General features: G+C 69.7%; 16 protein-coding genes and 1 pseudogene. 12 read left to right on the forward strand and 5 right to left on the reverse strand.

The genetic code is table 11. From position 1 onward, the window contains the following. Window positions 1-244 precede the first annotated feature (244 nt). From ON26_RS21770 to ON26_RS21790, 6 genes and pseudogenes are all read left to right on the forward strand, one after another. Entirely contained in the window at window positions 245-1,081 is an 837-nt protein-coding gene (locus ON26_RS21770; RefSeq protein ID WP_040798110.1) for a lytic transglycosylase domain-containing protein, read from the forward strand. 19 nt (window positions 1,082-1,100) lie between these two features. After that, window positions 1,101-2,237 (forward strand): Mrp/NBP35 family ATP-binding protein, encoded by a 1,137-nt coding sequence (locus tag ON26_RS21775; RefSeq protein ID WP_040798088.1) that lies wholly within the window; start codon window positions 1,101-1,103, stop codon window positions 2,235-2,237. A gap of 7 nt (window positions 2,238-2,244) precedes the next feature. Next, window positions 2,245-2,526, forward strand: a pseudogene (locus ON26_RS21780) (DivIVA domain-containing protein); the annotation flags it as partial. Window positions 2,527-2,798: 272 nt separating this feature from the next. Further along, complete coding sequence (locus tag ON26_RS21785) at window positions 2,799-3,422, forward strand: DNA-3-methyladenine glycosylase I (protein WP_040798112.1); 624 nt, start codon at window positions 2,799-2,801, stop codon at window positions 3,420-3,422. A 102-nt stretch (window positions 3,423-3,524) separates the two neighbouring features. Further along, the gene (locus tag ON26_RS32520; RefSeq protein WP_011211259.1) at window positions 3,525-3,692 is read left to right on the forward strand and encodes a DUF3117 domain-containing protein; all 168 of its coding nucleotides are present in this window, start codon (window positions 3,525-3,527) and stop codon (window positions 3,690-3,692) included. After that, complete coding sequence (locus tag ON26_RS21790; RefSeq protein WP_085999069.1) at window positions 3,679-4,548, forward strand: putative RNA methyltransferase; 870 nt, start codon at window positions 3,679-3,681, stop codon at window positions 4,546-4,548. Before ON26_RS32520 ends, ON26_RS21790 begins: the two co-directional genes overlap by 14 nt. 52 nt (window positions 4,549-4,600) lie before the next feature. On the opposite strand, the gene glgA is transcribed toward ON26_RS21790, so the two are convergent. Continuing rightward, window positions 4,601-5,770 carry a glycogen synthase gene (glgA, locus tag ON26_RS21795; protein ID WP_040798114.1) on the reverse strand — a complete coding sequence of 390 codons (1,170 nt, stop codon included), beginning with the start codon at window positions 5,768-5,770 and terminating at the stop codon, window positions 4,601-4,603. Between the two features lie 137 nt (window positions 5,771-5,907). Between glgA and glgC the strand changes: the two genes are divergently transcribed. After that, the gene (gene glgC, locus ON26_RS21800) at window positions 5,908-7,122 is read left to right on the forward strand and encodes a glucose-1-phosphate adenylyltransferase (protein WP_040798089.1); all 1,215 of its coding nucleotides are present in this window, start codon (window positions 5,908-5,910) and stop codon (window positions 7,120-7,122) included. Window positions 7,123-7,126: 4 nt separating this feature from the next. On the opposite strand, the gene ON26_RS21805 is transcribed toward glgC, so the two are convergent. Together ON26_RS21805 and ON26_RS21810 are read right to left on the reverse strand one after the other, a co-directional pair. After that, window positions 7,127-7,345, reverse strand: a complete 219-nt coding sequence (locus ON26_RS21805; protein ID WP_040798090.1) for a hypothetical protein — start codon at window positions 7,343-7,345, stop codon at window positions 7,127-7,129. Between the two features lie 11 nt (window positions 7,346-7,356). Beyond that, window positions 7,357-7,989, reverse strand: coding sequence for an O-methyltransferase (locus tag ON26_RS21810; RefSeq protein WP_040798091.1), 633 nt, complete (start codon window positions 7,987-7,989; stop codon window positions 7,357-7,359). Window positions 7,990-8,278: 289 nt separating this feature from the next. Here ON26_RS21810 and sigE point away from each other — a divergent pair, with 289 nt between their 5' ends. The 5 genes from sigE to ON26_RS21835 all read left to right on the forward strand — a co-directional run bounded on the left by sigE (window position 8,279) and on the right by ON26_RS21835 (window position 12,584). Beyond that, a complete protein-coding gene (gene sigE / locus ON26_RS21815; RefSeq protein ID WP_040798092.1) occupies window positions 8,279-9,055 on the forward strand; it encodes an RNA polymerase sigma factor SigE in 777 nt (258 codons plus the stop codon). A gap of 62 nt (window positions 9,056-9,117) precedes the next feature. Continuing rightward, window positions 9,118-9,570 (forward strand): hypothetical protein, encoded by a 453-nt coding sequence (locus tag ON26_RS21820; protein WP_245545955.1) that lies wholly within the window; start codon window positions 9,118-9,120, stop codon window positions 9,568-9,570. 10 nt (window positions 9,571-9,580) lie between these two features. Beyond that, a complete protein-coding gene (locus tag ON26_RS21825; RefSeq protein WP_040798093.1) occupies window positions 9,581-11,140 on the forward strand; it encodes a S1C family serine protease in 1,560 nt (519 codons plus the stop codon). Window positions 11,141-11,173: 33 nt separating this feature from the next. Next, window positions 11,174-11,605, forward strand: coding sequence for a Sec-independent protein translocase protein TatB (gene tatB, locus ON26_RS21830; RefSeq protein ID WP_040798094.1), 432 nt, complete (start codon window positions 11,174-11,176; stop codon window positions 11,603-11,605). Window positions 11,606-11,729: 124 nt separating this feature from the next. Then, window positions 11,730-12,584: a hypothetical protein gene (locus tag ON26_RS21835; RefSeq protein ID WP_040798095.1), complete on the forward strand. Its 855-nt coding sequence runs from the start codon at window positions 11,730-11,732 to the stop codon at window positions 12,582-12,584. Between the two features lie 122 nt (window positions 12,585-12,706). Here ON26_RS21835 and ON26_RS21840 read toward each other — a convergent pair whose 3' ends face one another. Both ON26_RS21840 and folP read right to left on the reverse strand, forming a co-directional pair. Beyond that, complete coding sequence (locus ON26_RS21840; RefSeq protein ID WP_040798096.1) at window positions 12,707-13,645, reverse strand: glucosyl-3-phosphoglycerate synthase; 939 nt, start codon at window positions 13,643-13,645, stop codon at window positions 12,707-12,709. After that, on the reverse strand, window positions 13,642-14,526 hold the full coding sequence (gene folP / locus ON26_RS21845) for a dihydropteroate synthase (RefSeq protein WP_040798097.1): 885 nt from the start codon (window positions 14,524-14,526) through the stop codon (window positions 13,642-13,644). Before folP ends, ON26_RS21840 begins: the two co-directional genes overlap by 4 nt. Between the last annotated feature and the right edge of the window lie 28 nt (window positions 14,527-14,554).

The following is a 14,554-nucleotide window of genomic DNA, read 5'->3' on the forward strand; positions in this document are numbered from 1 at the left end:
CGATTCCATCGCGTCGTGTCCCGCCGGAATCCGGCCTGCCGGAAATCTCGCGGGTCGACGGATTCCGGCCGTTAACCGCTTTGATGCTTGTTACACGTCACGAAGGTGTAACGAAAAGGTCTCGGATGCTGTAATCTCTTTCTCGTCTGATCGGGAACCCGGTGCCATGAGCGGGCAGAACATCGTTATCGCGTTGTGCCGCACCGGATTCCTCGGCTGTTCGTTCGAGGAGGGTCACCACACCGTGGGGCGTCATCGCAAGCAGTCCCCCGCGCCGGTCCGGCGCGGTTCCGTTCTCGCACTCACCGGATTGGTTCCGGCCGGCTTGGTCACCTGCGCGGCCACATCGAGTCTCGACAGCGAGTCCGGCATCCTGCCGGTGGCCGAGGGCAATGACGTGCTCGGCGCCGCGGCCGTCGACGTGGACGAACAACTCACCCACGCGCTGGCCGTGCAGCACAACAAGCCCAAGCCGCAGGTGAAAACCGTTGCGCTGGCCGACGACCGGGTCGCCGCCGATCTGCCGAAGGGCACGCTCGGCATGCCGGGCATCTCCGAGGCGGCCTACCGGGCCGCCGAACGGACCCTCGCCGCCGAGGACCCGCAGTGCCACATGCCGTGGACGATGCTGGCGGGCATCGGCCGGGTCGAGTCGACCCACGCCTTCGGCGGCCGGGCCGACGCAGACGGCAATCCGCTGAAGCCGGTCTACGGCCCGGTGCTCGACGGCTCACTGGCCGGCAACGCGGTGATCCACGACAGCGACAACGGCGCCCTCGACGGGCTCTCCGGCTACGACCGCGCGGTCGGGCCGATGCAGTTCCTGCCCGAGACCTGGAAGCGCTATGCCGCCGACGGCAACGACGACGGCATCGCCGACCCGCAGAACCTCTACGACGCCGCGCTGACCACCGGAAAGTACCTCTGCGACGGCGGCCTGGACATGCGCGATCTGGCCCAGCAGAGCCGCGCCATCCTGCGCTACAACAACTCGATGGCCTACGTCGCGAACGTCATGGCATGGGAGAACGCCTACGCCAACGAGGTCGCACCACAGCCCGCGCAGCTGCCGCGAATCTAGAACGCCTAAAATTCCGGGCATGCCACAGCTGACGGAATCGGACGTACGGGGCGCGCTCGCCAAGGTCGACGACCCGGAGATCCGCAAGCCGATCACCGAGCTCGGCATGGTGAAGAACATCGCCATCGACGACGCGGGCAATGTCCACGTCGAGGTCTACCTGACCACCGCGGGCTGCCCCCTGCGCACCGAGATCACCCAGCGCGTGACCAAGGCGGTGGCCGACGTGCCCGGCGCGGGCGCGGTCACCGTCGAGCTCGATGTGATGAACGACGAGCAGCGCACCGAACTGCGCAAGCAACTGCGCGGCGACTCCGCCGAACCGGTGATCCCGTTCGCCCAGCCCAACTCGCTCACCCGCGTGTACGCCGTCGCCTCCGGCAAGGGCGGTGTCGGCAAGTCCAGCGTCACCGTGAACCTGGCCGCGGCGATGGCCGAGCGCGGGCTCTCGGTCGGCGTGCTCGACGCCGACATCTACGGCCACTCGGTGCCCCGGATGCTCGGCACCGACGCCCGCCCCACCCAGGTGGAGCGGATGATCATGCCGCCGATCGCGCACGACGTGAAGGTCATCTCGATCGCCATGTTCACGAAGGGCAATACGCCCGTGGTGTGGCGCGGCCCGATGCTGCACCGGGCGCTGCAGCAGTTCCTGGCCGATGTGTTCTGGGGCGATCTGGATGTGCTGCTGCTCGACCTGCCGCCCGGCACCGGCGATGTCGCGATCTCCATCGCGCAGCTGATCCCGAACGCGGAGATCCTGGTGGTCACCACCCCGCAGGCCGCGGCGGCCGAGGTGGCCGAGCGCGCCGGATCGATCGCCCTGCAGACCCGCCAGCGCATCGCGGGCGTCGTGGAGAACATGTCCTGGCTGGATCTGCCCGACGGCAGCCGGATGGAACTCTACGGCTCCGGCGGCGGACAGACCGTGGCCGACAGCCTGACCCGCGCGGTCGGCGCGAGCGTCCCGCTGCTGGGCCAGATCCCGCTCGAACAGGCGCTGCGCGAAGCAGGCGACGAGGGCACCCCGATCGTGCTGCGCGATCCGGACAGCCCGGCCGCCAAGGCGCTGCGCGAGGTCGCCGACAAGCTGGCCGTACGCAGGCGCGGGCTGGCGGGCATGTCGCTGGGCATCGACACCACCAGGCACCTCTGAGGCCGCCGTGCTGACACTGCTGGGGTACCTGCTCATCGTCGGCGTGGTCGCCGGCGTGCTGTTCCTGCTGGCGAGCATGGTATTCGGGCGTGGCGAGGAACTGGGCCCGCTGCCCGAGGGCACCACCGCGACGGTGCTGCCCGCCGAATCCATCACCGGCGCCGACGTGCGGGCCCTGCGTTTCCAGCAGGTCGTGCGCGGCTACAAGGCGGGCGAGGTGGACTGGGCGCTGGCCCGTCTGGCCGCGCGCATCGACGAGCTGCAGGCCGAACTCGCGCACGCCCGCGCCGCGGCCGCCCCCGCACCGGATCCGACGCAGCGGGCAGCCGTCCCGGCCATGGGCGACACCCCGGCCTCGGCAGCCGCCGCACCGCCCGTGGGCACACCCGGCAGGTCACCCGCCGCCGCGCCCGGCGAAATCCCGCGGCCCCGCACCGTCGAGGCCACCGGCTCCGGGCCGACCGGCAGCGCCGCGCGGCCCGCCGACGGGGTGCGGTCCGATCCGCCCGTGGCCAACGGCAGGACGAAGCCGTGACCGATTCCGTCGAGGGCGACGGCCACATGCGTTGTTCCTGGGCGCGGTTCGCCCAGGATTCACCGTCGGCTCTGCTCTACCGCGATTACCACGATTACGAGTGGGGCGTGCCGTTGCGCGGCGCGGATGCCATGTTCGAGCGGGTGTGCCTGGAGGCATTCCAGTCGGGGCTGTCCTGGATCACCATCCTGCGCAAGCGGGAGAGCTTCCGCCGCGCCTTCGACGGGTTCCGCATCGAGCGGGTCGCCGCCTTCGGGTCGGCGGATGTGGAGCGGTTGCTGGCAGATTCCGGCATCGTGCGCAATCGCGCGAAAATCGAGGCGGCCATCGGCAATGCCCGGGTCGCCGCCGAGCTCGACACGGCCCTCGACGAACTGGTGTGGTCCTTCGCGCCGCCGGCCCGGCCACGCCCGCGTAACAGCGCGGAAATACCCGCGACCAGCACCGAATCCATCGCTCTGGCAAAAGAATTGAAGCGGCGCGGATTCCGTTTCGTCGGGCCGACCACCGCGTACGCGCTGATGCAGGCCACCGGAATGGTCGACGATCATCTGGTCGATTGCTGGGTCGGCGGCGAGGCGCACCGAGCCGCCGCCGCGATCACATTTCGAACTCAGGTATCCGCCATGATCGGCGATAGGGAAGAATAGGTCCGGTGTAGCTCGCCGAATACCGGCGAGCTACCTGGTTGGTGACAACTGTAGTTCCAAGAAAGTGCGCAGAATACCGCGCAGATCTGGAGGGAGCAGAGGATGGCGGCCATGAAGCCCCGCACCGGGGACGGTCCCCTCGAGGCAACCAAAGAAGGGCGTGGAATCGTGATGCGGGTTCCACTCGAGGGTGGCGGGCGGCTGGTCGTAGAGCTCACGCCGGATGAAGCCGCTGCGCTCGGTGACGAACTGAAGAGTGTCACCAGCTAGGTCGGCGCTGGCCGAGGTTGCCGGCCTGCTGGCCTGCCCGGAATGCGGGCAGGCGATGCGGACGGAGCCGACCGGTATCGATACGCCACGGGCACTGCACTGCGTCCGTGGGCACACTTTCGACATCGCCCGTCAAGGCTATGTCGGTCTGCTGACCGGCGCGTCCACCAAGATGACCGGTGACAGCGCGGACATGCTCGACGCCCGCGCCGCTTTTCAACGCGGCGGCGGCTTCGCGCCCATCGCGGATGCGGTGGCCGAGGCCGTCGTCGCGGGTGCGCCGGTGCCACCAGCGCTCCTCGAAGTCGGCGCAGGCACCGGTTACTACCTCTCGCGCGCCCTCGACGCCCGCCCCGACGCCTGGGGCATCGCACTGGATGTGGCCAAACCCGCCGCACGCCGGTGCGCCCGGGCGCATCCGCGGGCCGCGGCCGTGCTCGCCGACGCCTGGCGTGGATTCCCGGTGCGCGACAGCGTGCTCGGTCACGTGCTCACGGTGTTCGCGCCGCGCAATCCGGCCGAGGCGGCCCGGGTGCTCGCGCCGGGTGGGCGCTACATCGTGGTGACCCCGACGGCCACCCATCTCACCGAATTGGTGGGCCCGCTCGGCATGGTCGGCGTCGACCCCGACAAGGACCGCCGGGTCGCCGAGGCGATGGCCGGGCACTTGGAACAGGTCGAACGCACGATCGTGCAATACCCGATGGAGCTGACCCGCGATCAGGCCGCGCACCTGGTCGGCATGGGCCCCTCCGCCCATCACATGACGGTGCCCGCCGAGACCCGGTTGGCCGTGCTACCCGAACGCATCGAGGTCACCGCCTCGGTCGCCGTCTCGGTCTACCAGCCCGCCTGAGCGCGGCGCCTCCGGCGGCCTCGCCGGCGCCCACGGCGATCCCGCCTCCGGCTCAGAGCTTGCGGACGTGGTCGTAGACCTCGACGGTGCGTGCCGCGATCCGCGTCCAGTCGAAATCGGCGATGGCACGGGCCCGCCCGGCCTCGCCGTACCGCGCGGCCAGCGCCGGGTCGGTCGCCACCTCGTTGACCGCTTCGGCGAGCTGCCGCTCGTACTCGACCGCGGTGAGCGCGTCGTAGTGCACCAGGCGGCCGGTGACGCCGCCGTCGACGACCTCGGGAATACCGCCCACGTCGGAGGCGACCACCGCGGTCGCGCAGGCCATCGCCTCCAGATTCACGATGCCGAGCGGCTCGTAGACCGAGGGACAGACGAACACCGCGGCGGCGGCGAGGATCTGGCGGATCTTCTCGGTCGGCAGCATCTCGCGCACCCAGAAGACGTGATCGCGCCCGGCCCGCAGCCGGTCGACGGCCGCCGCGGTCTCGGCGGCCAGCTCCGGGGTGTCCGGCGCGCCCGCGCACAGCACCAGCTGGATGTCGGGGTCGAAGTCCCTGGCCGCCGCCAGCAGATGGCCGACGCCCTTCTGCCGGGTGATGCGACCGACGAAGGCCACGATCGGTAGATCGGACCGCACGCCCAGTTCCTCGAGGATCGGCCGCTCGCCCGCGGGCGGGGCGCCGGGATGCCACAGCGTGGGGTCGATGCCGTTGTGCACCACGTGGACCCGGTCGGCGTCGATGGCGGGATAGGCGTCGAGCACGTCGTGGCGCATGCCTTCGCTCACCGCGATCACGGCGTCGGCGTGCTCCATCGCATTGCGCTCCGACCACGACGAGATGCGGTAGCCGCCGCCGAGCTGCTCGGCCTTCCACGGCCTGCGCGGCTCCAGCGAGTGCGCGGTGAGCACGTGCGGGATGCCGTAGAGGGTGGCGGCCAGGTGCCCGGCCATGCCCGTGTACCAGGTATGCGAGTGCACCACGTCGACCCCGCCCACGGCGTCGGCCATGCGCAGCTGCGCCGAGAGCATCCGCATCGCGGGGTTCGCCCCGGCCAGCGCCGGATCGGGATCGTGCACGATCGCGTCCGAGCGCGGCGCGCCCATGCAGTGCACGTCGACATCGGCCAGATTGCGCAGGCGTGCGGTCAATTCGGTGACGTGGACACCCGCGCCGCCGTACACCTCCGGCGGATATTCACGGGTCAGCATGGCGACGCGCAAACGATGTCCCATCTCGCCCGAACCGCCGGTGACCTCCGGCGAGCGCCCGTCGTCCGTGCCTGAACTCACCGGTCCAAACTAGACGCTCACCCCACGGGGGGCCACTCGCGGCCCGCCGACACTGTAGTTTGGGCAGAGTGAGGAGCCAGCCGCACGTACTCGGGATCGTGCTCGCCGGTGGCGAGGGCAAACGCCTTTTTCCACTCACCGCTGACAGGGCGAAGCCGGCAGTCCCCTTCGGCGGTGCGTACCGACTGATCGATTTCGTACTCAGCAATCTCGTCAACGCGGGATATCTGCGACTGTGTGTACTCACCCAGTACAAATCACATTCGCTGGACCGCCATATCTCCCAGACCTGGCGGTTGTCCGGATTCGCCGGTGAATACATCACGCCGGTGCCCGCTCAGCAGCGGCTGGGGCCGCGCTGGTACACCGGCAGCGCCGACGCGATCATGCAGTCGCTGAATCTCATCTACGACGAAGATCCCGATTACATCGTGGTTTTCGGCGCCGACCATGTGTACCGGATGGACCCCGAGCAGATGGTCCGCCATCACATCGACTCCGGCCTCGGGGTGACCGTCGCCGGCATCCGGGTGCCGCGCAGCGAGGCGAGCGCGTTCGGCTGCATCGATTCCGACGAGTCCGGGCGCATCACCCAATTCCTGGAGAAGCCCGCGCATCCGCCCGGCACGCCCGACGATCCGAATGTGACATTCGCCTCGATGGGCAATTACGTCTTCACCACGAAGGTGCTGGTGGATTCGATCCGCGCCGACGCGGAGAACTCCGACTCCGATCACGACATGGGCGGCGACATCATCCCCACCCTGGTCGCCGCGGGCGAGGCGGGCGTCTACGACTTCGCCGACAATGAGGTGCCCGGCGCGACCGAACGCGACCACGGCTACTGGCGCGACGTCGGCACCATCGACGCGTTCTACGAGGCGCACATGGACCTGGTCTCGGTGCACCCGGTGTTCAACCTCTACAACAAGCACTGGCCGATCCGCGGCGCCGCCGAGAACCTGCCTCCCGCCAAGTTCGCCAAGGGCGGGCTGGCCCAGGAATCGATCGTCGGCGCGGGCAGCATTCTCTCGGCGGCGACGGTGCGCAACTCGGTGCTCAGCTCCAATGTCATGATCGACGACGGCGCGACCGTCGAGGGCAGTGTGCTGATGCCCGGCGTGCGGATCGGACGCGGCGCGGTGGTGCGCCGGGCGATCCTGGACAAGAACGTGGTGGTCGGCGAGGGCGAGATCCTCGGCGTCGACCTAGAGCGCGACCGGGAACGCTTCGCGGTGAGCAATGGCGGCGTGGTGACCGTCGGCAAGGGTGTGTGGGTCTGACCCGTCACCGGTCGGGCGGGCCGGGCGGCGAAGTCGGCGCCGGGCAGAACGGCGCGCACGGGCCCGGCGTGCGGGTGGTGGAGCCCTTCTCGGTGACGCCGGTGCCGAAATCGGCGGTGTTGACCAGAACCGCCAGCCCGACCGCGGCCAGCAGCAGCAGGCCGAACACCACCGTTGCGCCGCCCCACTCGATCTTGTTGCGGTCGTTGTCGAACAGGAACACAGTGGGGCCTTTCAGCAGCGGGAGGCGCAGAGCAACCCGTCGCCCACCGGGATGAGCACGCTGGTGAGTTCGGGGTCCTCGGCGACCGCGCGGGTGGCCGCGCGCACCGCGTGCGTCACCGCGTCGCGCTGGTCGGGGTCGGGCACCCGCCCGGAGAGCAGCGCGTTGTGCAGGATGATCAGCCCGCCCGGCCGCAGCAGCCGCACGCCCTGCGCGATGTACTCGGGATGTTCCAGCGGCGCGGCATCGATGAAGACCATGTCGTAGGCGCGGTCGGCCAGCCGGGGCAGCACGTCGAGCGCGCGGCCGTTGATCAGCCGGGTGCGCGCGGGCGGGATGTCGGCGGCGCGGAAGGCTTCCTTGGCCGCCCGCTGGTGCTCCGGCTCGGAATCGATGGTGGTGAGCGTGCCGTCCTCGCGCATGCCGTCGAGCAGCCACAGCCCGCTGATTCCCGCGCCCGTGCCCACCTCGACGACGGCCTTCGCGCCGAGCACCTGGGCCATCACACTGAGCAGCGCCCCGACCGACGCAGGCACCGGAGCGGCCCCCAGTTCCACGGCCCGTTCGCGCGCGCTGAGGAGGATCTCGTCCTCCACGACGGATTCCTCCACGTAGGCGAGATTGCGCTCCAGGTTCGATGCCACGGGTATGAGGCTAATGGGGTGGGCCCGCTATGGGCGCCGCGACAACAGCAAACGAGGGGCGTCGTTTTTCTCAGGTGTCCCTCAGTATCTCCATATCCAGGGCATATCGGGACAGGAAAGAGTAGGTCCAGGCAAGACCAGTAGCGCGTGGCAGCCGCGGAACAAAACCCCGGCGGCGGGAACAACGAGACACCTCGGCTTCGTTGTACCGGATACGCAACGGTCCGAGACCCGGACCGCAGCGGGTACCGCGCGTTTACGGTCCCGAGTAGGAGGTAGCCCCATCCACATGGTCAAGGGTTCGTTCGCGACACTTCCGGGGCAGACGGCGGCTCGGCGAGCCGACGCCGACGTACCTGCCATTCCCGTCGACTACACCGTACCGCCGGAACCGGCAGCCGCCGAACGCGCAGGTGAAGAGCCGTTCGACGGCGGATTCACCGAGGCCGAGCTGTCGGACGGCGCAGAACTTCCCGGCACCGCGGAACTCTCCGGCACCGCGGCCTTCGACGCCACCGGCGACCGGGCGGCCATGCCCTCCTGGGACGAACTCGTCCGCGAGCACGCCGACCGCGTCTACCGCCTGGCCTACCGCCTCTCCGGTGACGCCCAGGACGCCGAGGACCTCACTCAGGAGACCTTCATCAGGGTCTTCCGTTCGCTGTCGAACTACCAGCCCGGCACGTTCGAGGGCTGGCTGCACCGCATCACCACCAACCTGTTCCTCGACATGGTCCGCAGGCGCAACCGCATCCGCATGGAGGCGCTGCCCGAGGACTACGACCGGGTGCCCGCCGAGGGGCCCGGACCCGAGCAGGTCTACCACGACGCCCGGCTCGACCCCGACCTGCAGTCCGCCCTGGACGCGCTGGCCCCGGAGTTCCGCGCCGCCGTGGTGCTCTGCGACATCGAGGGCCTGTCCTACGAGGAGATCGGCGCCACCCTCGGCGTCAAGCTCGGTACCGTCCGCAGCCGGATCCATCGCGGCCGTCAGGCACTGCGCGAACACCTTGCGCATAATGGATCGCAGCAGCAGCGGTACAGCGCTGACGTGAACGTCGGGTGATCGACCACACCCGGGTCGGCGACCCGGTCGAGTGGCATGACGGTCGGAAGGTGAGCTCTGTGATGAGTGGCGAGTCCAGCACGCCGGGAAACGCGCGCGGTACGGGCCGGCCTCCCCAGGGCGGTCCGCCGCACGGCCGTACCCACGGCAGGCCACAGCGGTTCGCGCCCACCGAGCATCTGGCCAGTGAGGCCGTCGTCGCCTACGTCGACGGCGAGCTGCGGATGAACGCCTACCTGCGCGCGGCTCAGCATCTGTCCCAGTGCCCGGAATGCGTGGCCGAGGTCGAGGCCCAGCAGCAGGCGCGTATCGCCCTGCGCCAGTCCGGGCCGATCGCGATCCCGCGCGGCCTGCACGACAGCCTCTCGCGTATTCCGCTGGCCGAGCTTCCCGGCCCCGACGCGAAGTCCGAGGCGGGTGCCTCCGGGCGCGGAAACGCCCGCAACGAGGCGGTTTTCGGTTTTCTGCCGGATTCGTTCACCGCGACCCGGTGGGCAGCGTGGTGGCGCAAGTAGAGTTCAGCGCGTGACCACCGAATCGCAGAACAACTCCACGGCGCCGGAGCCGCGACCCGCCGCGAACGACACATCCGATTCGGCGTCCGACCGGGGGAATTTGCGACCGTCGGACGCGCCCGCACTCGGGCCGCGCCCGGTCTATCGCCCCCACGTGGACTCCCATACCTCGCATGCCTTCCGCAGGCCGAGTGGTCAGCGCGGCTCGTTCGCCGAACGCCCGCCCGGGCAGGCCGGCGCCGCCGCGGTCGCGCCGCAGGTGACCCCGAATCGCCCGCCGGACGCCGTGCTCGCCGAGGCCTTCGGCCGCCCCGAGGGCTCCGACGAACTGCTGCAGCGCGATCCGGACGCCGCCGCCGTGACCGAGGCGCCCGCCGGCCCCGCCGATCCCTGGCGTGATCCCGAGGCGGGCGCCCGGCTCGGCGCGCCTGCCGTGGCCACCCCGCGCCCGGAACCGCTGCCGCTCGGGCGCAAGCTCAGCGCCCGTGAGGTCCTCTTCGGTTCCCGGGTGGCGCCCAAGGCGCTCGCCCTGCTGGCCGCGCTGGCCCTCGCGATCGGCGTGATCGGCGGTCTGGTCGGCCGCCTGACCGCCGAGACCAGCACCAACCTCACCTCCCGCAAGGTGACCCTGGAGCAGAGCCAGGACATCGAGAGCCCGCGCGGTCAGATCGCCCAGGTCGCCAACGCGGTGCTGCCGTCGGTGGTCTCCATCCGCACCACCGTCGGCGAGAACGGCTCGACCGGTTCCGGCGTCGTGATCGACGGCCAGGGCTACATCGTCACCAACAACCACGTGATCTCGATGGCCGCCCAGGACACCAGCAACCGGGCGAGCATCCGGGTGACCTTCGCCGACGGCAGCCGGGTGCCCGCCGAGATCGTCGGGCGCGACCCCAAGACCGACCTGGCCGTGCTCCGGGTGGACGTGAAGAACCTCACCGTCGCCGAACTCGGCAAGTCCGCCGACGTGCAGGTCGGCGAGGACGTGCTGGCCATCGGCTCCCCGCTCGGCCTGAGCAAGACGGTCACCTCCGGCATCGTCAGCGCGCTGCACCGTCCGGTGAAGCTCGGCGGCGAGGGCACCGACACCAACGCGGTGATCGACGCGGTGCAGACCGACGCCTCGATCAATCCGGGCAACTCCGGTGGTGCGCTGGTGAACATGTCCGGGCAGGTCATCGGCATCAACTCCGCCATCCGCAGCGGGACCGGCGGCTCCGTGGGCCTCGGCTTCGCCATCCCGGTCGACACCATGACCGAGGTCGCGCAGACCCTGATCCGCGATGGTGCCATGCACCACCCGCAGATCGGCGTCTCCGCTCGCACCGTGACCGTGGCCAACGATGCCATGACCGGTGCGGCGGTGGCCGATGTGACCGAGGGCAGCCCCGCGGCCAAGGCGGGCATCGTCGAGGGCGACGTGATCGTCAAGGTCGGCGACCGGGAGGTCACCGAGCCCGACGAGCTGACGGTGGCGGTGCAGTCGCGCGATATCGGCGAAACGGTGACGGTCCGGTTGATTCGCGATGGCAGGCAGGTGGACGTGCCTGTGACGTTGGAATCCGACTGACCCATCCGAGGTAAGCCCAGGTAGCCTGGATGCGTGTTCAGCAACATCGGCTGGGGCGAGATGATGATCCTGCTCGTCGCCGCCCTCGTGATCCTCGGGCCGGAGCGGCTGCCCGGCGCCGTGCGCTGGACCACGCGCTCCTTGCGTCAGATCCGCGACTACGCCAGCGGCGCGACAGCGCAGCTGAAGGAGGAACTCGGTCCGGAGTTCGACGACCTGCGCAAGCCGCTGGCCGACCTCAACGAGCTGCGTGGGATGACCCCGCGCTCGCTGGTCACCAAGCACCTGCTCAACGGCGACGACTCGGTGCTGCGTGATCTGGAGAAGGCCGTGCCTACCAAGGACGATTTGTACGGCGGTGGTTCCTACGGGAATTCCGGGTCGAAACCGAACCTGAGCAAGCCGTCGATGGAAAAACCTTTGGCGCGCAATGAACACCCTCCGATCGACCCTGACGCCACCTGAGTAACACAAAGCGGCGTGTCCCGCGCGAAACGCCGGGGAATTTCCAAACCGACTGGGCTGTAGGAAAGTACGGCCGTCAAGTCGGGTATACGCGGACGGCTGTCGAGCTGTCTAAACTTCGGACATGTCGGCCGATGACGTGGCGCGGGTCTTCGCGATAGAGGACAAAGTCGAAAGACTCAAGGCCGCGACCGAAGGGGTGGCGGCTGCGCAGCAGACGATCAACGAACTCACCAGAATTCGTCGCGCAGTGATCAGGGAATTGCACGAGGAGGGGTGGACGTTCGCCAGAATAGGTGCGGCCGCGGGTCTTTCCCGCGCCCGCATCCATCAGGTGAGCACCCAGGGCCCCGCCCCGGAAGGATTGTTCTTCGGGCACAGCGCGATCACCGTCCTCACGCCGGAGGTACGCGCGGGCAGACTGCTCGGCGCACCCGATCCCAGCGCGGCAGCCAAGCTCGTCGACCTGTTGCGGGACTTGGGTTTTCCGGCCACGGTGGAATACTTCGCACCCGGCAGGCCGGTGGATCTGAACCGCGACGGGCTTATCGTGCTCGGCGGTCCGGAACTCTCACCGAGCCTGCGCCAGCTCGCCGCAGCAGATCCCCGGTTGCGCCGCACCGTGGTCCGCCCCGGCGACTCGCGCCGCGGCATCGAGGACCGCGCCGCCCGCCGGGTCTACCGGCCCTCCGGTCCCGAACCGCACGACATCGCCTATCTGGCCAGGCTGCCGCGCCCCGACGGACGCGGCAGCTGCCTGCTCATCGACGGCCTGCACCCGCCGGGCTCACTCGGTGCCGTGCGGCTGCTGGCCACCCGGCTCGCCGGACTGCACGAACGCGCCGAGCACCACTTGTTCTCGGTGCTCATCGCGGTGCGCTACGACCGGTCCAGCGGTGAACCGGTGGACGCGGATCTGCTCACCCCGGTGTACCTGCACCAGGGTGACCCGCGAACCAACGGGCGCGTCCGCCGCTGACCAACTGCTCGCCGGTCGGCTCGGTCGGGCGAGTCCTTCCGCCGGACAGTCCGTCGCACAGACCTCGCACCCCCGCCGCCGCGACCATCGGATGTTTCCCTGCTCCGCGCCGGCGATTCCGCTCAGGCGGCGACGCGTGAGGGGCGCAGCGTGTTCATCGGCGGCCGGTCGGCCAGCGAGACCTCGGTGTGCTGGGCGGTGAACTCGTCGTCGATCACCGGGAACTGAGTCAGCGCCGCGCCGGAATCGGCGATCCCGCTGCGCCCGAGCACCGTGCCGAGGATCTGACGGCTCATCACGCCGAGATCGGACAGCGGCCGGTTGCGATGGGTGCGCACGCCCAGGTTGACCTGGCCGATGGCAGGCAGGCCGAACTGGTCGTAGGTATCGAGCAGCAGGCCGATCTCCACGCCGTAGCCGGGCGCGAAGGGCACGGAGGTCAGCAGTTCCCTCGTACCCGCGTATTCGCCGCCGAGCGGTTGCAGTACCGCCGTCAGTTCCGGGCGCAGCGCGGCCAGCAGCGGCCGCGCCACCAGTTCGGTGACCCGGCCGCCGCCGTGCGCGTCCACCGCGCCGCCCTGCCGGAGCGGACGGCGATAGTAGGCCTTCACCAGGTGCATGCTCTCCACGCACAGCAGCGGGCCGAGCAGCTTCGGCACGAAAGCGGGGTCGGGGTCGATGAGGTCGGAGTCGACGAACGCGATCAGGTCACCCTCGGTGGCGGCCAGCGAGCGCCACAGCACTTCCCCCTTGCCCGGCACCGGTTCCAGTTCCGGAACCGCTTCCTCCCTGCTGACCACCACCGCCCCGGCCGCGCGGGCCCGTTCGGCGGTGGCGTCGGTCGAGCCGGAATCGAGCACCACCAATTCGTCGACCAGGGTGCCGAGCAGCGGCCGGATGCTGGCCACCACGTCGGCGACGGTGTTCTCCTCGTTCAACGCGGGCAGCACCACGGAGACGGTGCGCCCCTGCTTGGCCTCGACGAGTTCGTCGATCGTCCACGCCGGGGAATCCCAGGTATTGGTCCGCGCCCAGCTGGACTGATGGTGTCGGTTTTTCATACCAGACCTCGCAAGGTTCGTGCGGGGGGCCGGAAGCCCTGGATTGCGGCGATCATGTCCACCACGCGACGGGTGTGGGCCACCTCGTGGACACGGAAGACGCGGGCGCCCGCGGCGGCCGACCACGCCGTTGCTGCCAAGGTGCCCTCCAGTCGTTCGGAGAGCCCCACACCAAGAGTCTCCCCGATGAAATCCTTGTTACTCAGTGCCATCAGCACAGGCCATCCGCTTTTTACGAGAACGTCGATTCCCCGCAACAATTCGAGGCCGTGATAAGTGTTCTTGCCGAAATCGTGGGTCGGGTCGATGAGAATCGAATCCTTGCGCACCCCTGCGGCGGCCGCCTGTTCGGCGGCGCGCACCACGGTGTCGGTGACCTCGGCCACCACATCGGCGTAGCGCACCCGGTGCGGCCTGGTGCGCGGGATCGCGCCGCCGGTGTGGCTGCAGACGATGCCGACGCCGAGATCGGCGGCCACCCGCACCAGATCGGGATCCGCGCCCGCCCAGGTGTCGTTGATCAGGTCGGCGCCCGCGGCCACCGCGTCGCGGGCCACCTGGGAACGCCAGGTGTCGACGCTGATGAGCAGATCGGGGTAGGCGGCGCGGATCGCGGCCACGAACGGCACGACCCGGCGGGTCTCCTCCTCGGCGTCGACCAGCTCGCCCGGCCCGGCTTTGACCCCGCCGATGTCGACCAGGTCGGCGCCCTCGGCGACAGCACGATGGACCGCGGCCATCGCGGCCTCGTCGGTGAAAGTGGCGCCACGGTCGTAGAACGAGTCCGGGGTGCGGTTCACGATCGCCATCACCAGCGCCCGGTCCGTCGCGACCGGCTTGCCGCACAGCGTCGGCTGCGGCGTTACGGACGGGCTGAACATGCCTCGACTGTACCGACCACCGCCGGGA

This window comes from Nocardia higoensis NBRC 100133 (assembly GCF_000308595.1).
Classification (GTDB): domain Bacteria; phylum Actinomycetota; class Actinomycetes; order Mycobacteriales; family Mycobacteriaceae; genus Nocardia; species Nocardia higoensis.